At 36.1% G+C, this 19,906-nt stretch carries 18 protein-coding genes and 1 pseudogene; 4 read left to right on the top strand and 15 right to left on the bottom strand.

Translation table 11 applies throughout. From position 1 onward, the window contains the following. Positions 1-20: 20 nt before the first annotated feature. Both NSQ89_RS08310 and NSQ89_RS08305 read right to left on the bottom strand, forming a co-directional pair. Positions 21-2,645, bottom strand: coding sequence for a DUF2309 domain-containing protein (locus tag NSQ89_RS08310; RefSeq protein WP_341132469.1), 2,625 nt, complete (start codon positions 2,643-2,645; stop codon positions 21-23). A 15-nt stretch (positions 2,646-2,660) separates the two neighbouring features. Then, positions 2,661-4,181 carry an NADH dehydrogenase subunit 5 gene (locus NSQ89_RS08305; RefSeq protein WP_341132468.1) on the bottom strand — a complete coding sequence of 507 codons (1,521 nt, stop codon included), beginning with the start codon at positions 4,179-4,181 and terminating at the stop codon, positions 2,661-2,663. 582 nt (positions 4,182-4,763) lie between these two features. On the opposite strand from NSQ89_RS08305, the gene NSQ89_RS08300 reads away from it, so the two are divergent. Then, entirely contained in the window at positions 4,764-4,949 is a 186-nt protein-coding gene (locus NSQ89_RS08300; RefSeq protein WP_047940240.1) for a hypothetical protein, read from the top strand. Between the two features lie 23 nt (positions 4,950-4,972). On the opposite strand, the pseudogene NSQ89_RS08295 reads toward NSQ89_RS08300, so the two are convergent. The 13 genes and pseudogenes from NSQ89_RS08295 to NSQ89_RS08235 form a co-directional block, all read right to left on the bottom strand. Beyond that, positions 4,973-5,569: pseudogene (locus NSQ89_RS08295) on the bottom strand (class I SAM-dependent methyltransferase). A gap of 380 nt (positions 5,570-5,949) precedes the next feature. Continuing rightward, entirely contained in the window at positions 5,950-6,339 is a 390-nt protein-coding gene (locus NSQ89_RS08290; protein ID WP_095320019.1) for a VOC family protein, read from the bottom strand. A 249-nt stretch (positions 6,340-6,588) separates the two neighbouring features. Beyond that, the gene (locus tag NSQ89_RS08285; RefSeq protein WP_341132467.1) at positions 6,589-7,017 is read right to left on the bottom strand and encodes a hypothetical protein; all 429 of its coding nucleotides are present in this window, start codon (positions 7,015-7,017) and stop codon (positions 6,589-6,591) included. Between the two features lie 128 nt (positions 7,018-7,145). Continuing rightward, positions 7,146-7,466, bottom strand: a complete 321-nt coding sequence (locus tag NSQ89_RS08280; RefSeq protein ID WP_095328400.1) for a HesB/IscA family protein — start codon at positions 7,464-7,466, stop codon at positions 7,146-7,148. A 273-nt stretch (positions 7,467-7,739) separates the two neighbouring features. Continuing rightward, positions 7,740-9,140, bottom strand: coding sequence for a dihydrolipoyl dehydrogenase (lpdA, locus tag NSQ89_RS08275; protein ID WP_341132466.1), 1,401 nt, complete (start codon positions 9,138-9,140; stop codon positions 7,740-7,742). Between the two features lie 254 nt (positions 9,141-9,394). Next, entirely contained in the window at positions 9,395-10,645 is a 1,251-nt protein-coding gene (locus NSQ89_RS08270) for a dihydrolipoamide acetyltransferase family protein (RefSeq protein ID WP_095320015.1), read from the bottom strand. A 14-nt stretch (positions 10,646-10,659) separates the two neighbouring features. Further along, positions 10,660-11,691 (bottom strand): alpha-ketoacid dehydrogenase subunit beta, encoded by a 1,032-nt coding sequence (locus NSQ89_RS08265; RefSeq protein WP_341132465.1) that lies wholly within the window; start codon positions 11,689-11,691, stop codon positions 10,660-10,662. Positions 11,692-11,714: 23 nt separating this feature from the next. Next, a complete protein-coding gene (locus NSQ89_RS08260) occupies positions 11,715-12,680 on the bottom strand; it encodes a thiamine pyrophosphate-dependent dehydrogenase E1 component subunit alpha (protein ID WP_341132464.1) in 966 nt (321 codons plus the stop codon). A gap of 348 nt (positions 12,681-13,028) precedes the next feature. Beyond that, positions 13,029-14,783: a sigma-54-dependent Fis family transcriptional regulator gene (locus tag NSQ89_RS08255; protein WP_341132463.1), complete on the bottom strand. Its 1,755-nt coding sequence runs from the start codon at positions 14,781-14,783 to the stop codon at positions 13,029-13,031. Positions 14,784-15,179: 396 nt separating this feature from the next. Then, entirely contained in the window at positions 15,180-15,785 is a 606-nt protein-coding gene (locus NSQ89_RS08250; protein ID WP_025908694.1) for an ABC-2 transporter permease, read from the bottom strand. Beyond that, positions 15,778-16,644 (bottom strand): ABC transporter ATP-binding protein, encoded by an 867-nt coding sequence (locus NSQ89_RS08245; RefSeq protein WP_341132462.1) that lies wholly within the window; start codon positions 16,642-16,644, stop codon positions 15,778-15,780. Before NSQ89_RS08245 ends, NSQ89_RS08250 begins: the two co-directional genes overlap by 8 nt. A 5-nt stretch (positions 16,645-16,649) precedes the next feature. After that, on the bottom strand, positions 16,650-17,021 hold the full coding sequence (locus tag NSQ89_RS08240; RefSeq protein ID WP_047940229.1) for a GntR family transcriptional regulator: 372 nt from the start codon (positions 17,019-17,021) through the stop codon (positions 16,650-16,652). Between the two features lie 288 nt (positions 17,022-17,309). Beyond that, positions 17,310-17,567, bottom strand: a complete 258-nt coding sequence (locus tag NSQ89_RS08235; RefSeq protein WP_341132461.1) for a hypothetical protein — start codon at positions 17,565-17,567, stop codon at positions 17,310-17,312. A gap of 158 nt (positions 17,568-17,725) precedes the next feature. On the opposite strand from NSQ89_RS08235, the gene NSQ89_RS08230 reads away from it, so the two are divergent. The 3 genes from NSQ89_RS08230 to NSQ89_RS08220 all read left to right on the top strand — a co-directional run bounded on the left by NSQ89_RS08230 (position 17,726) and on the right by NSQ89_RS08220 (position 19,887). Further along, positions 17,726-17,875 (top strand): hypothetical protein, encoded by a 150-nt coding sequence (locus NSQ89_RS08230; protein WP_163185526.1) that lies wholly within the window; start codon positions 17,726-17,728, stop codon positions 17,873-17,875. 208 nt (positions 17,876-18,083) lie between these two features. After that, positions 18,084-18,863 (top strand): DUF7683 domain-containing protein, encoded by a 780-nt coding sequence (locus NSQ89_RS08225; protein WP_341132460.1) that lies wholly within the window; start codon positions 18,084-18,086, stop codon positions 18,861-18,863. Positions 18,864-19,110: 247 nt separating this feature from the next. Further along, positions 19,111-19,887 (top strand): class I SAM-dependent methyltransferase, encoded by a 777-nt coding sequence (locus NSQ89_RS08220; RefSeq protein WP_341132459.1) that lies wholly within the window; start codon positions 19,111-19,113, stop codon positions 19,885-19,887. Positions 19,888-19,906: the final 19 nt, after the last annotated feature.

Raw genomic sequence — 19,906 nt, 5'->3', positions numbered from 1 at the left:
TTTGTTATGGAAACCGTTCTCTACCAAGTCTCCCAATGGCCTTCTGGGCTAATACTTGCTAAACGGACCCAGCCATTTTGAACTTTTTCTTGAAATGCAGCATTATTTTGCAATAATCGCTCTACATAATTTTTTGGTGCCTGAATTATAATCAGTAAGCGAAGCGGTGAATGATATGCAGCTTGATCTGATTGCATAACAGACTGCCACGGTAAGCCCGTTAACAAGTCACTCGCATTCCCCTGCATAACACCAAGACCTGCTGTTACGGTTTGTGTTGCCTTATTGCCACTTCCATAATAATGAGGAGCTACCGTTGATGCGTAATATTCTAGATTTATCCATTGTGTGACCGTTCCTGGACCTGAAATAATATTATCTAAGATTTCTCCGCTTTCATCCTTCTGCCATTTATAATTATGAAGAAAGACTCTGCCTTCCAAGTCACAGCCATTTGTTAAATCACGTTGACCAATTATAAAAGCTGCATTACCAGCTAAGCCCCATTCAGGACGAATCACACTCCAATCCTCTGCTAGTTGATGGGCCTCAGACTGAGAATTTTTGCGTTGGGATGGGAAATGCGGTATTTTAGCTAAACGCTCTGTATTTGCCTGTTTGCTTACTCTTGGCAAAATGGCTTTAATCCGATGAAAAGCTTCTTGTGCTGATTTAGAAAGTTCTGGAATGTAAATCCAGTCTAATTCATCAACGGTTGTATTATGCTCAGCAGCTGCGAAAACCGTTTCTTTAGGAATGTCTATTCCTTCTAAAGACAATGCTTTTCTTACTTCAGGCAGGTTACATAAAGTTGCTAAGACTCTCGCGTTGAATCCACCTGAAGCCCCGCCACAGGCACCACAATCAAGAGAAGATGCATAAGGGTTATTTGTACTGTGGCTTCCATGTCCACATATTACAACTAATGGGCTGAAATTCTCTGTTATCCCCATCATTTTTAATGCTTGTCGGGCATAATTAACTTTCTCTTCCTCGGTAAACCCAATTGGAATCCCGTTCTCTGTTTGATGAACATGATTAAGAACCAGTTTTGTATTTGGTTTACGCACCCAATTTTTGCGTAGATTATGAATGAAGCGATCGGCACTTTTTGGGACAAAACTGCGTGCTGCCATTTGGAGACTTAGCCAAGGACCACTTAATTCTGGTAATAGTAAGTTTGCAAGTAAATTCTGTTTCATCGATTTGAAAGTATCGCTAAAGGAATGAACGGTCTGCTGACGGTGTTGAAAGGCTTTAAGTTCATTCTCATCTGTACTCTCCATGATTTTATGCAATGGCTTTTGCATAATTGGCAAGGATGGGTGACTGTGTTCGCTTCCTAATTTATTCGTGGCTATCGGTACTCCAAAGAAACCAGCCATTCCTATTGTTTCAAATGGTCCCTCTTTTTCAAGCTGACGACGAAATGGCTCGGAGCGAACATCTATACAGAATACAAATTGTGCTAATGTTGTTGCTTTATCGTTTGTACTAAATTGTTTCGCACTAATTTTTTGACTTAATTGTTCAGCATGTGTTTGCTCCCAAGCTTCCAGCCAGAGTTTTCTGCAAAGCTTCTCATCAAATTTTGCTGCAAATAACAAGTATTCTTGTTGTTGTGCACTAGACAACTGAGACCATTCCTCTAATGAAAGACTGCCCCAATGAATCAACGCTGCTAAAAGACCATCTATGGACTGATTATTTTCGTAGCTTTTCGGAATAAAAGGAAGCTGTGGATTGATAAGCACCCATTCTAAGGAAATTCTTACTGCTAAATATTCGGTTAGCAGGCTATTTTCCTCACTCGATTGTTTAGAACGCCAGAGCATCATTCCTGCCCATCCAGGCAAAGATAGTAAATGTGCTTCAAGATATTTCTGTTTTTCTGGTTCAGGAATAGAAAGAGCATTTAAGCCTTTATTCAAGGCTATTTCTGCCTCTTTTGGCCACTTTTTTAAACTTTCACGTTGTTTTTTTGTAAGGGCAGGATCATAACTAATCAGCCGGCGCCAAGAACGATAAAAACCTTCCTCTCGATGGGGCATTGTCCAGGCAGCCTGCGACTCATCAAGATATAATTTACACCACTTAATAACATGGTAATCGAGTATATTGATTAAACTTTCCTTATCTTTACTTTCTAGATGAGAACTGATTGGCTGCACAGAAGAATAATGGAATGAATCTGAATGTTGCTCCCTATATTCTTCTGCTTTTTTCTTTAATTCATGAGATGAGAGCAGGCTGGATGGAATGGGTTCCAAATTTAATGCCGCATGGCAAAAACGCTCTGCCACATCTTGTGGGATATTAAAGGAATTGGATGCAAGCCATTGCTTTAGCTTCTGCTTAACAAATGCTTCCTTAATTTCTCCCTTTTTTTTCGCTGAAAGGATCATAGAGGCACTAGGATAAATATCAACATCACGAGTCTGTTTTAACCAATCTGCCACTTGATCAAAAGTTTTTTTTTCAAGACCCATCCACGGATGACGGGCTGCAAACGTAGAAATTGGCCACAGCGGTGCAATTACTTTGCTGGCAGCTTCAACATAACTCTTAATATCACCTTCTACAAAATCATCTGGCATATTTTTTTTATTTGAACTAGCTTTTGTTAATACAGATGGAATACTCAACGCTCATTACCTCCTTTATGGTAATTGTTGTTTTAGATAGCTCGGATGACTTTCTACTGCTTTTGGCTTTGCTTCTCCTAATCGCACTAACCAAAGATATAGGACAGTACAAAAGATGGACGAACGATTTCTAGAAGCGATCGCCCCTATCGCAGCGCCAACTAATAAAAGACAACCAACGATAATGACAACAGCTAATGGCGGCTGAGAACCTTTGAAAACAGCAGTCTGTAATATGTCATAGAAAAAATGATGGATAAAAGAATAAATAGCAGCGGTTCCCCCTACAAAAATTAAACCAACAATCCGGCCGATGCGCCCTTCTCCAAAAGCAACAAGCTGTCGCCAAGAAATAGAAACAGACCAAACTAAAATTAACGAACTAATTATTTGATAGCCTTCTCTTGGTGCTTGGAGCCAAAAAACTAGCCCTACAGTAATGCTTAAAATCCACCCTGCTATCGTCCATAAAAAAGCAGGCTGTTTTTTTCTGTAATTAGACTCTTCCTTACGTCGCACTGCTGAACCCGACTGTAAAAATAGTGTCGCTTTGAATAAACCATGTAAAATAAGATGGATAATGGCAGCAACATATGCGCCTAAGGCACACTGAATGAGCATGAAGCCCATTTGCCCAATCGTCGAACCAACTAACTGACGTTTATAGTCAACTTGTACTAAACTAATTCCAGTACCAACCAAGACAGATATCCCGGCAAATAATAGTAATAGAAGAGTTGGAGCTAAATCACCATTAAATAATGGGGAAAAACGAGTAAGCATGATTCCGCCTGCATTGACAATTCCTGCATGCATTATCGCTGAAACAGGTGTTGGTGCCACAACAGACTCTACTAACCATCTTTGGAATGGCCATTGAGCTGCTGGAATGATAACCGCTAGGACAATCAATAAATTAATTCCAGTTCTTTCCCATGCTGAAATTCCAACTGAATTTTCAATCGATAGAGCGGTTGATAATTGCCAAGAACCAGTACTGTGAGACAGCCAGATTGCTGCCAATAACAAGGACACCCAACCGATTAAAAAATGATAACCAGATACTTTAGAAGCCTCAGCAGCCACTTTCCAGCCATTATTTAATCTTATAAGCAAGGTTAATCCTGCAAGCGTTGCTCCCCAGAATAGAACCAGCAGTCGAAGATCTCCACTTAGCCAAGCAATGGAAGCGGCAGTTGTGGTAAAAGTGAAAAGGGTAAAATATTTGCGATAAGATCGATCTCCCATTAAATAGCGGATTGAAAAACGTTGAACAATTAAACCGATGGCAAGGACAAAAAAAGTCATCAGCCAAGCCAAGGAATCCATATGAAAAGGACCTGCATTTTCTATTCCATTCGGATTCATAAGTGCGATTAATGCGATCAAAGGCGGAAAAGACACTATCCAGATATGAACCCTTACATAGCTTAATAGCACTTTTGGATGCAAAAATAATAGTCCACTCAGCATCGAAACAATAATCATCATAAAAAACACTAACAGTAATGATGGCATACTATGCAAAAGAAACATTTTAAAAACTCCTTTAACTAACTTACTTCAAAAAACCTTTAATTTTGCCAATAAAAAAGCCGACAATCTTTTAAATTCACCATGATCTGCAATCATGAGAAAGTAAAAAATTGTCGGCTTCCCTTCAACTAATTACATCGAATTGTTTGAAGAGCTACCTCTATATGGTTTTATATTTTCATTTAATTTATAAAAGACATTCATACAATAATTTAGGTTACTTATTTATCAAATCACTTTTGCTTATTTTATTAAGTTACTTTTTCATTCAGTCAATATCATTATTAAAAGAATGCTAAAGTCTTAATTTTTAAGCGAAAATTAACTTATAACTAAGTACGAAACTAACTATAAGATATGCTAAATTTTTATATTTGTCAATAAGAAAGCCTAATCTCCAAAGAAAAATCAAATTAGTTTATAGCAGATGGGAAAAAATTTTTCCAATCATGTTAAAAAAGAATTCTCATTCAAATGGCCATTTATTATCTTCTACCAGCTAAATAATACTTAACACTTTCATTCATTAGTAATTTGATACATAATTAGTATAGTCTATAATTTCCCGAAAGGATCGGTATCATGCTCCGAATCGAACTTATTTGTCACGAAATCAAACGTTTAATGGATGATTATTATAAATGTGAAAATACCCAACTTAAAAAGCAAATACATAGTGATATTAAACTTTTAAGCAACGTTCTCTATCTTAGCGACCTGCCAGATGAGTATCATGAAGCAGTGCAGGAAAAGAGAGAAACCATTTAGCCTATGCCTACATATTTTGAAATTCACTTTATACTGCTGGAAATAAACAAAGAAGCATCTTGATTCATAAAAATATGATTACCTTGATAAAATGTTTTCCTTTTCATTGAATGAAAACCAACTTCCGACAATATTTCATTTAATTCTTCTTCTGTAAAACCGTTATGTACTTTAGGATGGTTTATTTTATCATTTTTATCAAAGTCGATGATAATTAATTTGCCATCCTGATTTAATATTTGGAATAACGCTTGTAATATCTTCTTTGTATTTGGGATATGAAGAAGAACTAAAGACATTTAAATAACATCTGCCTTAAAATTCGGGGTGTCTTGCGTAAAATCAGAATATAGTATATCTGCATTCGTAATTCCTCTATTAGCTATTTTTGCTTGGGCAGCCTCCAGCATCTGTTCGGATGAATCCACTAACAAAATCGAAGCTACCAAATCCGTTAACTCTAGACTAACGAGACCAGTGCCGCTCCCATAGTCCATTAAAGATTGAGGTGTACTGTTTGCTAATTCTCTTCTTACTTCCTTCACAATCACATTAGCTAGGTTTCTTCGATCTTCTGTATCATATCTTTTGGCCAGCTGTTCAAAAACATTCGCTTCCATTTTCCACTCTCCTAATTTGAGATTAGCTATTATATCAACTATCTAATATCTAATGTCTATTATTTAATTTAACTCGTACGATAAGAATGCTCAATCTTCTTTACTTCTACTCGTTAAAGAGATTGACGATGAAGAAATTTTATCCTTAAAAATTGGCACATTTACCATAAGCAGCAGGCGAATATAGAGGAATTACAAACTATATAACCTTGAGAATTTTCCAAAGTTTGTAAGCATAGTGACTTATTTATTTGATGGTTTAGCATATTTATTTGTTTTAACATGTATTATAATGATGATTGCTTTTTAATAAAAGAAATAGGGATAAATTCACCCTATTTCTATGTTTCCTATTATTTATTTTCTTGGCAGTTTTTGTCCTATAAATCTTTCTGATCCACATTCAGCTCAATTAAATTACCATCTGGATCAGCACAGAATATTTGAGCAAATCCGCTTATTCCATAAGGTTTTTCTAAGAATTCCACATTATGTTTCTTTAACCAACTACGGGTATCATAATAATTTTCAACTCGGAGAGCAAAATGCCCTTCCCGACTGTTTAGCGATTTATCTTTGCGAATCGTCTGCGATGTTGGATAAACAATTAAATGAAGTTGCTGATCCTGTATTTTGTACCATGCACCAGGAAAATCAAAATTTGGACGGGGAAGTTCTTCTAGACACAATATTTCCCCATAAAAATGTTTGGCTTTTACTAAATCGGTTACGGTAAGACTTACATGATGAAGGGATTTGTATTTAATCAAGCAGTTCACTTCCTTTTTGTTATTTATAAAACGAAATGATGGTTCATTCTTATCTAATGCTTTGTTCGATAATTGATTTCATTCATAATTATATATCAACTAAAAAAGGACTGCGACACGATTCCTCTAAATAAGTATATACCGGAAAGAATAAAAGTTAGAATAGAAATTACTAAATTATTTAACTACATAATTCTATGCTCCTATTCATTAAACCCATTTTAAAAATCCACTGTAAACATCACGTTGTTATTCATCAGATATTATCAGCTTCTTTGTATTCACATTATATATTTTATAGCCAATCTCCCACTTCTTGTCTTTCGTTACAGTCAAAGTACAGTAATACGGCACATTCTTGCCATATGCATCAAGGTCTGGAATATTGTCAAAGCTATACACTTCGCCTGTATCTTGCATTTCGAATCTAGCTTCGGCATAACGGCGTGTGCCATCTATTTCAATAGTACATTCCCCAATTACTTCAACGTATTCTTTTAACAATATGTATTTTAAACTTGGAAAAGTTATCAATAAAAGAAAGACACCAACTGATAAAACCACTAACGTCTTCCCCATTATTATTAAAGAATAATTTCTATCCTTGTACATTTGTACGATATAAATAACTGAAATCAATAGAAAGATGATTCCTAACGATAGCATCAAGAAATACATAATCATTCACTAACCCCTCACTTTATATCCTTATACGAAAATAAAGAGGTATAGTTTCATCCATTTATTTTTCCACTAAACAAAAAAGATCAGACCTCATTATGAGTATCTGATACTTTTGTTCAGCCTTATTTCGCTTTTTGCTTTACTTCCAAATGGAAAGAATAAATTTCACTTGGTCCAATTAAACGAAAGCCTTTCCCCTGTACATAGTCAAACTTTAAGTCTTCATTAATATGCTTAATCGTTAATGGATCTAAATAAATCGTTAAACCATTATCCTCAAATGCCTTATCCTCTTCTTGTGGAAAATCAACTGCTAAGTCAAAATTGTAAACATAGCTGCAGCCGCCACTAAAAATGGTACTTAATCGATAAACTGCACCCTCAGGAACTTCATAGCTGCGGAATTTCTCAACAGCTGCATCGGTGATTGTGACCTTCATCATGCCATCTCCTGCCTTTTGTTACTTTCCTATATATACTATTCCTATATAAGAATGGAAATAAACTTACTTTCAGCTTAACGGATGACAAGGTTTCTTGCAAAAATTCTGCTTTCCGCAGCTAGAAATGAATGGAGAACAATCGTATTAAAAATACTTCTTTATCCTTTTTACAATCCGTAAATGATACATGGGCAGACACTATTCTGCACAGGTTAAATGGATACTTGCGAATTATCATTATCTACACCAATCGTACAGATCAGCCAATTGTCATTACATATGAAGAGATAGGCCATCTACTGCCAAAGCAGCTTCTCCTAATACTTCTGATAAAGTTGGATGGGCATGAACGGTATGGGCAATTTCCCAAGGCGTTGCTTCGAGCATTTGAGCTAATGCAGCCTCGCCAATTAAATCAGTAGCATGTGGACCAATAATCGTTATCCCAAGAATATCATCTGTATTCTTATCGGCAATTATCTTTGTGAACCCTTCTTTTTCTCCATGAACAAGTGCTTTTCCAATTGCTTGGAACGGAAAATATCCAACTTTGACTTCATATCCTCTTGCTTTAGCTGCTGCTTCGGATATCCCTACACTTGCAATTTCAGGTGCGGTATAAATACATCGAGGTATTTGTTCATATGAAATCAAATATGTTTCTTCCCCAACAATTGTATCTACTGCAAGAATACCCTCATGCATGGCAACATGGGCTAATTGAAGTGTTGGGATACAATCTCCAATCGCAAATATTTTATGATCATGTGTACGACAATTTTTATCTACAACGATTGCGCCTTTTTCCAGTTTAACTGCAGTATTTTCTAAACCAATTCCCTCCACTACAGGACTTCTTCCAACGGAGACAAGCAGTTTTTCTGCAGAAAAGATATCTTTTTTTCCATTTACTTCGGCACTGATTTGCACCCCTTTTTCTGTTAATCGACAGCTTTTTGCATCAACTAAAGTATTGGTTACAATCTGTACTTTTTTCTTCGTATAAATTTTTTGTAATTCTTGTGAAATGTCCTCATCTTCTGTCGGGACAATTCGCGGGCTATATTCTAAAACGGTAACTTTTACACCGAAATCATTTAGTAAAGAGGCCCATTCCATGCCAATGACCCCTCCACCAACGATGATGATACTCTTCGGTAATTCTTTTAGTGACAGCGCCCCGTCTGATGAAAGAATTTGCTTCTCATCAAAGGGTAAGCCTGGCAGGGATCTTGGCTTTGAACCTGTTGCGATAATAGTATTTTTTGCTTCAATACTTGTTTCTTTTCCTGCTCGATCAGTGATCTTCAAAATAGAATTAGAGTGGAAAAAACCGGTCCCTTCATAGACATCAATTTTTCCTTTTTGCATCAATCCTTTTATCCCAGCTTCTAATTGGCGCACAATCATTTCTTTTCTTTTTTGTGCTTTTGGAAAATTCACCGCTATATTTCCACTTACGTCTACCCCGAAGCTTCCAGCATTTTTAAATGTAGAAAATACTTCTGCTGTACGCAATAATGCTTTACTTGGAATACATCCACGGTGAAGACAAGTTCCACCAAGCTTATCCTTTTCTATTACTGCAACTGTCTTTCCTTTTTGGGAGGCACGTATTGCTGCTACATATCCTCCCGTACCCCCACCTAGGATAACGACATCATATTTCTTCATTCTTGATTCCCTTCCTTCTACGGAGAGCTCACAGAAAAATGATGAGCTAATGCCAACGATAAGTATTCATGTTTCGTACCTAAAGCTACCATATTGAATTGGACTTTTAAGATAGCAGCACGATTACAGAGAAAAGTCGTACTGCCCCGCTTCTTAAATTTCTCAAACATTCAATAAATGGTGCTATCTAACATGGAATAGAGCTGCATTCATTTTTCATTTGCACGCCTATCTACTTTTTACACTCTTTTTATCTATAACACTAGTAAATATGGATGCTCTAGATAATAAACAACACGATTCAAGAAATCTCCTGCTGGTGCTCCATCAAGCACTTGGTGATCAAAGGTTAAGCTTAAAGGCAATTTTTTCACTGTTTTTACGGTTTCATTTTCTAGTGTTAATTCCTCAATAAATGTTCCTACACCAAGAATACCTGTTTCAGGGGTATTTAGGACTGGGGTAAAATATTCAATTCCCTGTTGGCCTAAATTAGAAATAGTAAAAGTTGATCCCGTTAGTTCATATCCTGGTAATTGTCCATTTCTTGCTTTTTCCGTTACAGACGATATAGCTTTTGCTAATTCCCCGAGCGGAAGCCGCTCTGCATTTTTAACTACTGGAACGACTAAACCGGCATCTAAAGATGTTGCAATTCCTAAATGCACCTCATCAAATAAATATAATTGACCATCAATTAAATGAGTATTCATAAATGACTTATCACGCAAGCTTAATGTAACAGCTCTGGCAATAAGCACCGTTAAAGTTAATCGGACATCTAGTTCGCTTTCCGTTACTTGTTTCTTAATATCCTTTTGAAAATCTAGCAGGGCATTAATTTCTGCTTTTCGATGTAATGTTAATTGAGCAGTTGTAGACAAGCTTTGCTGCATTCGTTTTGCAATTGTTTGACGCATAACAGATAACTTTTCGCTTTTTACGCCTGTTGTTTGTACATCTGGTTGTACAATAGTTTTAGTTTCTTGTTCCACTTTTGGTTTTGTTGGTACTTTTTCTTCTCCACGCTTGTCAGCAAATGCTTGAATATCTCTTCGCGTGATTCGATTATTTGGTCCTGTTCCTTTAACATTTTGTGTATCCACTCGCAGTTGTTGGGCAAGTTTTCTTGCAGCAGGAGATATCCGAATTCGCTTATTTGTATCTTTCCCTTTTACTTCCGCCTCTTGTCGCGCCGGCGCATTCTCCTCTAATGCTGCATCTTTTCCTTCCCTAACATCTTGACTACTTTCACTTTCCGCTTCCTTTTCATTACCTATTATTCCAATTGGCTTTCCAACTTCTACTTCATTATCGACTTCTTCAATGATTGTAAGAAGTACTCCATCTGTTGGCGCCTCTACTTCACTTGTTAGTTTTTCTGAACTAATAACAGCCACACCTTCTCCTTCCGAGACGGATTCTCCAGGCTGTTTTAGCCACTCCACGATGGTTCCTTCTTTCATGGTCATTCCTAATTTCGGCATCACAATAGCAGTTGACATATTTTCACCTCCACTTATCGAGCTAAAGTTAATTCATTAATTAATTCGTATGCCGTATTAATAACTTTTTCTGCGTTTGGTATATATAATTGCTCTAAATTAGTTGCAAATGGAACTGGAGTATGTGGGGCCGTTATTGTTTTAATTGGAGCATCTAAATAATCAAACCCTTTATTAGCGACAAGTGCTGCGATATCGGCTGCTACACTACAGCGTGGATTTGCTTCATCTACAATAATTAGCCTTCCTGTTTTTTCGACAGACTCCAAAATTGGTTCTTCTTCAAGTGGAGATAATGAACGAGGATCGATTACTTCCACTTCCACTCCTTTACTCGCTAATCTATCAGCTGCTTCCATCGCAACATGGACCATTTTTCCGATTGCCACAATGGTAAGATCAGTTCCCACTCTCTTCACTTCTGCTTTACCAAGCGGAATGGTATAGTATCCCTCCGGAACTTCCCCTTTCATGCTATACAGGGTTTTATCTTCAAAAAATACAACTAAATCATCGTCTTCAATTGCAGAAAGTAATAAACCTTTTGCATCATACGGATTAGATGGCACAACTACCTTCAAACCTGGGATAGCGGTAAACATACCATATAAAGTCTGGGAATGCTGTGCGGCCGCACTCGCTCCTGCGCCATGGTTTGTACGTATGGTTAAAGGCACTCTTGCTTTTCCGCCAAACATATAACGCATTTTCGCTCCCTGATTAAGCACTTCATCTAAACAGCTTCCAATAAAGTCATTAAACATTAATTCTGAGATTGGACGTAATCCAGTAACTGCTGCTGCTACAGCTGCTCCCATATATCCCGCTTCTGCGATCGGCATATCGATAACTCGTTTACGACCATATTTATTTGCTAATCCCTTGGTTACACCAAAAACTCCGCCCCATGCTTCTTCGTCTTGTAAGTGGTCAACGGTCGCACCACCTGCAACATCTTCTCCCATTAAGATAATTTTATTATCTCTCTCCATGGCAATATCCATTGCTTCATTGATAGCTTGTGAAAATGTAATCTTTCTTCCCATTCTTCCTTCACCTCATTCTTTTATTATTTGTAGTTGACATACACATCTTCTAGTAACATGGATGGGTCAGGCTGTTTACTATTTTTTGCAAATTCTACTGCATTGTCCACTGCCTTTTCCACTTCGTTCTCAATTTGTTCCACTTCTATTTCCGTTAACAAGTCATTGGCAAAAGCATATGCTTTAAAGATTTCAATACAATCTTCATCTACTGGCCACTTCTCACGATCTGTTTCTGATTTATATTTTTGTGCATCTCCTTCAAAGTGACCATAATTTCGATACGTAACCGCTTCAATAAGAGTTGGACCTTCTCCATTTCTGGCTCGTTCCACTGCATCTTTAGCAGCATTATAAACAGCTACTAAGTCTTTTCCATCTACTCTCACTCCTGGAATACTATAGCCTGGTGCACGATCAATAATTTGTTTACAGGAAGTAGAATAATGATATGGAGTGGCTTCCCCGAAACCGTTATTTTCTACTACAAAAACAACAGGCAGCTTTAAGATTGAAGCGATGTTAATTGCTTCATGAAATGTTCCATGATTATTGGAACCATCTCCAGAAAAGCAGACAGTTACGTTGTCTGTTCCCTCTACATAAGCTGTTAAAGCCGCACCAGCTGCAAGCGGAAATCCTCCACCGACAATGCCATTAGCCCCTAACATGCCAACGTCAAGGTCAGCAATATGCATAGAACCTCCTTTGCCTTTGCATATCCCTGTTTCTTTTCCAAAAATCTCTGCCATCATACTATTTAAGTCACAGCCTTTAGCCAGACAATGACCATGACCTCTATGTGTACTCGTTATATAATCTTTATTCGTTAAATGTGCACATACACCTACAGCAATCGCTTCTTCTCCTGCATATAAGTGAACAAAACCTGGGATTGCCCCGGTTGAAAAAATCTTATGAACTTGATCTTCAAACTTCCTAATTTCATTCATTTTCGTATAGGCCCAATAAGCAGTTTCTTTCTTCATTTTCTTTCCTCCATTCTATATTCCAGTATTAACACACTTCGATGATACAACATATTTTCTATTTTTGAAAGCGCTTAAAACGTTGATAAATCAACATTTCTAACCTTTGTTATCGATTGAAACGAGACAGATTTTCTCATTATTTCTCACTTTTCTCACCATCATTTTATTAAAAAATACGCATACTTTCTTAAGCAATAATTTCTTTGAAGAAAACTATTTATTATTAAACGAAAAAAAGATTGGAGAATGTGCAAGACCACCATTTCGGTTGTCTTATTTATTCTCCAATCATATAAATTTGTCTCATTTTTGTCTCACTATCTTCCAAACTGAGAATGTGAACATTTATAAAAAATTTTTTATTTGATATTTTTTTATTTTTCTATAAAGAGTCGCACGAGACATATTTAGTTCTTTTGTTGCTTCTGACACATTTCCATGGTGTTTTTTTAATGCGTTTGTAATTGCCTGAATTTCAAATTTAGTCTTCGGATCCTTTCTATGGTATGATTTTTGCATATGTTTTTCCGCAATCATTACTTGCTCATACAACTGTTCTTCAGTTGGCGCAACCTCTTTATATAAAATTCTGCATCGATCTAAAGTATTATATAATTCTCGCACATTTCCATACCATTGTCCCTTTGAAAATAGTAATTTCCAATTTATTCTCCACTCTGGATGCCAATTGTTCTTGTCACAATAGTAATCAATCAGAGCAATTATATCTTCGTTTCGTTCACGCAAAGGACTAAGATAAATGGGATAGGCATAAATATAATAGAATAAATCTTGATCTATTATCCCTTGCTCTACTAGATCACGGATATCTTTCGTGGAAGATGTGATAAAACGATAGGATTTGTGATGTTGTCTTTCCTTTTCCTGTAAGATGGTTAAAAGCATTTGCTGGGAGGGAATCGAAAGTTCTCCAATCTCTTCTAAAAAAATCGTTGCTTCTTCGACCACTTGATGCCTTTTCTTAGTCAAACGCTGCAGATCTGTAGAAAGAAACCTTTGAAGAATATCCTTAGTAAGCATCGAACAGTGTAATTTATAAAAAGGGGCCGTTGACTTTGGGCTATTTTCATGAATACAACTAGCAAGAAACTTTTTGCCAACACCAGTTTCTCCTACTAAATGTACCGTAGTATCCGTGGGGGCGACATTTTTAATAGATTCCAGCACTTGTTTGTAACTTTTGCTTAAACCTCTACTTCCATTCCAAACAAAGCTTGTTTCCGCACGGAGAGGTATTCGATATCCAATGAGTCGATGGTGGTGCATAATCGGAATATGTACGGCAGATACTGCACCAGTCTCTTGCGCGAATCGACTTAATGATGTGCCAATCCAATTTTGATATTTTTGCTGAAGATTTTTTGGAAGGGCACAAATGTATTTATCAATGGTACAAACAATGTATTGTCCACTGCTTTGGAAAGTTGTTCGCAGCAAAAACTCCATATCCTCGTGCATCTTTTTTTTCCAATCTAGTGAAATGGAATCAGCAATAAGCTTAACACATGCTAACACATATGGCTGGTTAATAGATTGATAGAGACTAGATACATTCAAAACTCCTATCATTTCTTTATGCTGGTTAAAAATTGGCGCGGCAGAACAATTCCATTGTTGAGATGCTTTCGAAAAATGTTCATACCCTCTAACCATCATGGGTTTTTTATATCTTGCCGCGAGACCAATTGCATTAGTTCCCACTTCTATTTCTCCCCATTTTGCTCCTTCTTTAAATCGGATCGTTTCTGCTGCAATGCTAATAGAATTTTCCCCTTCTTTATATAATATGTACCCATCTTTATCTGTTAAAATAATGACAAAACGCCAGCCTCGTAAAAATTTTTGTAAACGCTTAACATTTTGCTTAGCTAAAGTAATTAATAATTCATTTTCTGCCAATCTTTCTTCGAATTCCTCTGGGGTCAAGATACAATCAGTTATGCCATCATGTGGGTTTAAGCCTTTTTGCCGGCAAAGATGCCAAGATTCTTCAATCTCTGGAGTTAAATTTGCTGGTTCTAAAGATCCTTCTTGAATAAATCGTGTCCACACTTCCTTTGTATCTACTTTACCAGTCATTAGTATCCCCCTTATTCTCGTTATTACATCGAATCTTTATTTGTATTATAACAGGAGTACTTTTTTAGTAAAAGGTTTCCGTTCTTACTCTTTGTAACTTATTTACATTAAAAAAAGGATTTGTTACCAAAAAATATTCTTATTTTAAGAATGATCTCTGGGCCAATTGTTATTAAAACGTAATTTCCTTTCAAGCTTCTAATCCACAAGTTTTGGAACCTTGCAGAACATCAGCTTGTATGTATAGAGCAATCTATATTAAAAAAAAGAGAGAAAGTTCCCATCAATGGAGACTTTCGTTTCCCCCACTGATGGATAACTTCTCTTTCACTTACTGTCTTCTCCAGTTTTTCATTCTGTACCTACATCTTTTGTTGGATATTAAAGATATTTATATTAAAATACTTTTCGCTGGTAAATCACTGTCGCAACTCCCCATGAGGCTAAATAGACAACAAGAATAAAAATGGTCGCTCCTGTATATAAAGTTGGAAGGGATAAATTGATAATAAAATCTGTTATACTGGTTAAATGTTCCGCTAGAAAGGTAACGACTCTAGGCCCTATGGCTGATAAAACAAGAAAACTGATAATAACAACTGTTGTAATATAGCCAGGCTTAAGCATATAGAACAATGGAAAGGTGAAAGCAGCAAACAGCAAGAAAAAACCACTTCCAACGGCAATATCTGTAAGTGTAAATGGTTTATTAAAAAGAAACAAGGCTGCACTTGTCAGTAGAATAGACGCTAACATATACACAACTGCTCCAATATAGCGTGATGCAATGATTTCCTTTCGTGTATAAGGTAAGGAATTTAATAATATATTTGTCTCTGCTTTTTCATCATATGCATATGCATTAAACGGGATAAAAATACTAGCGACGAGAAAAATGAAAACAGAGTCTATATTCATCACAATAAAAAATACGATAAAAGGGATAAATACTAAGAGTTGCCTTTTCTGAAGGATTGCATCACGTCTTATTAAATTAAACATATTGCATTCCTCCTTTTGTGTAGTACATAATATCTTCTAATGTCGCATGTTCGATCACAACACTATCACCAAATACCTGATCCACTTCTTTTCGATTATCTGTTAATGCCACAAACCCCGTCGGACCACGATTTAGATGAACAAAGCTTTTTTCTGTGTCTCTATCCAGTAAATCTAGTCCTCCCTTAACAACTGCATAGTTCTCTGCGATATCTAGTATTGATTGATTAAAAATCAATTCTCCTCTTTGTATGAAGGCAATATAATCGGCAATACGGTCTAAATCAGTTGTAATATGAGTGGAGAAAAACAAAGTTCGATTACCATCGACCATTAACTCTTGTAACAGATTCAACAGTTCTCTCCTAAAGATAGGATCCAAGCCTGCTGTAGGTTCGTCCATAATGATTAATTCGGCATGATGGGATAAAGCTATTGCTAAAGATGCTTTCATCTGCATTCCTTTTGAAAAAGTCTTAATAGCCTTTTTTTGTGGTAACTCAAATTTTTCTACATAATGATAAAATAATTTATCATCCCATTGTTTGTATGCAGGTCCCACAATGCGTTTTATATCGATTAAGTTCAGCCCTTCAAAAAATACATTACCATCATATACAAAGCCAATCCGTTCCTTTATTGCCTTTTCATGTGTTTGATAATCTAACCCAAAGAGTTTCACTTGGCCAGCATCTGGTTTTAATAAATTCATCATCATCTTAATTGTAGTTGATTTCCCAGCTCCATTTTCGCCAATAAAACCCGTTATAATGCCTTTTTTCACTTCTAAATTTATATTATTAACAGAAAAACCCTTGAATTTCTTCGTGGCATTCCTTAACTCCACCACATTTTCCATCCTTCTCACTCCTCATACAAAATATTGAATAACTGCAGTAAATCCTCATATGGCAAGCCGATTTCTTTACTATTGGCGATAACAGCACTTAGCTGTTCTTCAATAACCTTTAATTTCTTCTCTCTGATTACATCTAAATTCTGCTCAGCCACAAACGACCCTTTACCAACAATCGAGTAAATAAAACCAGCTTTCTCCAATTCTTCATATGCTCGTTTTGTTGTAATCACACTTATCTGCAAGTCTTTAGCTAAGTTGCGTATGGAAGGCAGCGCTGTTCCTTCCTTTAGTTCCCCTGCTAAGATAGACGACTTAATTTGATTGGTAATTTGTTCATAAATCGGCTCCTTTGAACTGTTTGAAATAATTATTTGCATGCTTATCCCTCTTCTTTTATCTTTCACACTTAATATAATGTATATATACTATATATACATTATATACAAAGTTACTATATAGTGCAACCACCATTTACATTATTTATGTTATAAGATTATTTACTAAGGATTAGCGAATTTTTAAACATCTATATTTAGGCTATTCCAAAAATGAATTTTCTTGTTATCTAAGTGAATAAAGGAAAAAAAGAGCTTATGCGATAATTAGATTATCAACATAAGCTCTTTGTAAGAAATTGTTCGCTTTTGGTTGCCGAACCTTCCCGTTCAATTTTTAGTTTTCGGCAAATATTTTGTGAAATAAGCTGCCAATAATAACAAAACACCATTAATGAGCCAAACAGCCAGTCCCCCATACTTAAACCAAATAGCTAATAAGCAGTTTATACTTATAAGAAAAAAGCAAATTGGTGTTAACACACTTTTAAATCCAGTTACACCTGCTTTTTTTCTTTGTTTAATCACGCTAATTACTGAAATAACAAGTATGATTACAGCTACTATTGATAAAACTATCTCCATCATACTCTCACTCCTGTCTTCCCATTGTTATCTATATATACGATTCAGAATGGAATTAGTTTCACTCAACAGGAGAAGAAAACTCTGTTAATACTAAGTGGATTCCCAGCAAATAAATAATATTTTAGACAAGACACATACTACAAACGGAGGTGAAATACATGAAAACTAAGGATAATTTTCTAGAAGGTGCCAAAATTACGGATGATGCTCATACATATGGGCCGCCAAATGGTGGAAGTGAAAAACATCATTCCCCTCAATCTGTTCCAAATAGAGAAGCAGCTAAAACCGGCAAAAAACAGAAATAGGATAAGGAAGTTTCAATTTTTAACAGAGAAATTATATCCAAATGACAGACCAAATAACACAGCTTGGTCTGTCTTTTTGCTGTTAAAGGGAGAGTTATTCCTTTTCCTACTGTTTATTCCTTTTAAAAAAAGGCTATATATTAGTAACTAATAAATAACTTTTCATTGGCTTTACTGTTAATATAAGAATTAGTTGAGGAGGTGCAGTATGACTAATCACATAAAATTTCAGTGGCGTGTGACAAAATACAATCCAGCGTTTCGGGATGAAAATGGCTACTTTACTTTAACGGAGGAATGGACTTCCCCTACCCAGATTGGAGAGATCATTAACGGTAAAAAATTCACTTTAGATGAATATCTTCAAGTCGAGAATGCTTATGTTGAGGCTGTTATGAAATTCTTGGAAGAAAGCGGGATTCATTCATTAAGAATTTTAAACCTAACAAAACAGGAAGTCTCAGAAAGAGATTTAACCGCTTCCTTATATGAAGCTGCATTCGATCAGTTAGTGCTACAAGAAGACATGCTTATAGAGAGGAATGAAATACGCCTTATTTGCAAAATGGTATTGCGAAATTTCCTAGAATGTCAGTTATATGCTAAAGATAAATTCTTTGTGCATTTTGGATGGGATTACTATATGTACATAGGTTCTTACGTTAATTGCCCATCTGCTATCGATTATGCGACAAGGAACGGACTTTATGTGGAAGCATTTCAATCACCATACTATTTTTCCGAGGAAGAAACGATCAGGCAAGTACAATGGTATGAAATCAACGATCCCTCCATGATAATTGTAGGAGAAGAACAACTTCCAGCTATTCCACTTGCTGAGTATCGAAGCATTTTTAATTTATCAAGCGAACATCCCATTGTTGGAACTTTTGATATCAACGAAGGCCAATTGGATTTTTTCCAAAAACATTTGCAACACACCATGAACATAAACAAATATGCCTATAGTCTTTGGGCTGGCTATTAAGCCATAAGAAAGAGGAATTCGACGTTTTCCTCTTTTTAATGCCCGTTTCTTATCTTATAATTCACTCACAGTTATTCTATTCTAAATCCATCGCCATTTTCAACTTGGAAAAACATCATCAAAAGTACATCTATATTAGCTTCCCTATTCATAACTTTCGTTGTTAAATACTTATTTTATAATTCCCTTTATCCCTTTTTTCCATTATAATTCTACTTACAAATATATACATAAGGAGAGTGGGAGAATGGGAAGCTATCAAAGTGAAACCGATAATTGGAATGCAAGTTTATATGATAATAAACATTCCTTTGTTTCAAAATTCGGAAATAATTTAGTCGAGCTATTAGCTCCAAAGCAAGGAGAGAAAATTCTTGACCTTGGCTGTGGGACAGGAGATTTATCAAATACCATCCACAAATACGGTGTAGAAATATTAGGTATTGATAAATCAGAAAATATGATAAACCAAGCTCTAAATAAATACCCTAGTCTAACTTTTATGGTTCGTGATGCTACAAGTTTGGATTATCTAAATGAGTTTGATGCTGTATTCTCTAATGCCACTCTCCATTGGGTACACCCTCCAATCCAAGCATTAAAAGGTATTTACCAATGTTTAAAACAAGGTGGAAGATTTGTTGCTGAATTTGGCGGAAAAGGCAATGTAGAAACAATAACAAATGAAGTGATACAGCAAATAAAGCAAGCAGGATTCCCGTTCAGCGCAGAGCATTTCCCTTGGTTTTACCCAAGTGTCGGGGAGTATTCAAATTTAATGGAAAAAGTCGGATTCCGGGTTACCTTTGCACAACACTTTGATCGACCAACTCCCTTAATTGGGGAAAATGGCTTAAGAAATTGGATTGACATGTTTGGAAGCCAACTGTTTCATAATATTCCAACAGAAGCTAAGAACGAAATCATTGCAAAGGTTGAAAGAAATGTAAAGGATACTTTATATATTGATGGAAAATGGATGGCTGACTATAAAAGGATTCGAGTAATTGGCGTGAAAGAATAATAGAGTCTAGCGAGGAAAC

The organism is Niallia sp. FSL R7-0648 (assembly GCF_038007005.1).
GTDB lineage: Bacteria > Bacillota > Bacilli > Bacillales > Cytobacillaceae > Niallia > Niallia circulans.
This window is presented reverse-complemented; position numbering and strand designations above follow the sequence as displayed.

What these genes read in the sequence shown, in the direction of transcription:
- NSQ89_RS08250 (WP_025908694.1), bottom strand. Translation starts at nt 15,785, where the DNA reads ATGTTTAATTTAATAAGACGTGATGCAATCCTTCAGAAAAGGCAACTC.
- NSQ89_RS08245 (WP_341132462.1), bottom strand. Translation starts at nt 16,644, where the DNA reads ATGGAAAATGTGGTGGAGTTAAGGAATGCCACGAAGAAATTCAAGGGT.
- NSQ89_RS08270 (WP_095320015.1), bottom strand. Translation starts at nt 10,645, where the DNA reads ATGTCAACTGCTATTGTGATGCCGAAATTAGGAATGACCATGAAAGAA.
- NSQ89_RS08230 (WP_163185526.1), top strand. Translation starts at nt 17,726, where the DNA reads ATGAAAACTAAGGATAATTTTCTAGAAGGTGCCAAAATTACGGATGAT.
- lpdA (WP_341132466.1), bottom strand. Translation starts at nt 9,140, where the DNA reads ATGAAGAAATATGATGTCGTTATCCTAGGTGGGGGTACGGGAGGATAT.
- NSQ89_RS08235 (WP_341132461.1), bottom strand. Translation starts at nt 17,567, where the DNA reads ATGATGGAGATAGTTTTATCAATAGTAGCTGTAATCATACTTGTTATT.
- NSQ89_RS08300 (WP_047940240.1), top strand. Translation starts at nt 4,764, where the DNA reads ATGCTCCGAATCGAACTTATTTGTCACGAAATCAAACGTTTAATGGAT.
- NSQ89_RS08265 (WP_341132465.1), bottom strand. Translation starts at nt 11,691, where the DNA reads ATGGGAAGAAAGATTACATTTTCACAAGCTATCAATGAAGCAATGGAT.
- NSQ89_RS08220 (WP_341132459.1), top strand. Translation starts at nt 19,111, where the DNA reads ATGGGAAGCTATCAAAGTGAAACCGATAATTGGAATGCAAGTTTATAT.
- NSQ89_RS08240 (WP_047940229.1), bottom strand. Translation starts at nt 17,021, where the DNA reads ATGCAAATAATTATTTCAAACAGTTCAAAGGAGCCGATTTATGAACAA.
- NSQ89_RS08280 (WP_095328400.1), bottom strand. Translation starts at nt 7,466, where the DNA reads ATGATGAAGGTCACAATCACCGATGCAGCTGTTGAGAAATTCCGCAGC.
- NSQ89_RS08305 (WP_341132468.1), bottom strand. Translation starts at nt 4,181, where the DNA reads ATGTTTCTTTTGCATAGTATGCCATCATTACTGTTAGTGTTTTTTATG.
- NSQ89_RS08285 (WP_341132467.1), bottom strand. Translation starts at nt 7,017, where the DNA reads ATGTATTTCTTGATGCTATCGTTAGGAATCATCTTTCTATTGATTTCA.
- NSQ89_RS08260 (WP_341132464.1), bottom strand. Translation starts at nt 12,680, where the DNA reads ATGAAGAAAGAAACTGCTTATTGGGCCTATACGAAAATGAATGAAATT.
- NSQ89_RS08255 (WP_341132463.1), bottom strand. Translation starts at nt 14,783, where the DNA reads ATGACTGGTAAAGTAGATACAAAGGAAGTGTGGACACGATTTATTCAA.
- NSQ89_RS08225 (WP_341132460.1), top strand. Translation starts at nt 18,084, where the DNA reads ATGACTAATCACATAAAATTTCAGTGGCGTGTGACAAAATACAATCCA.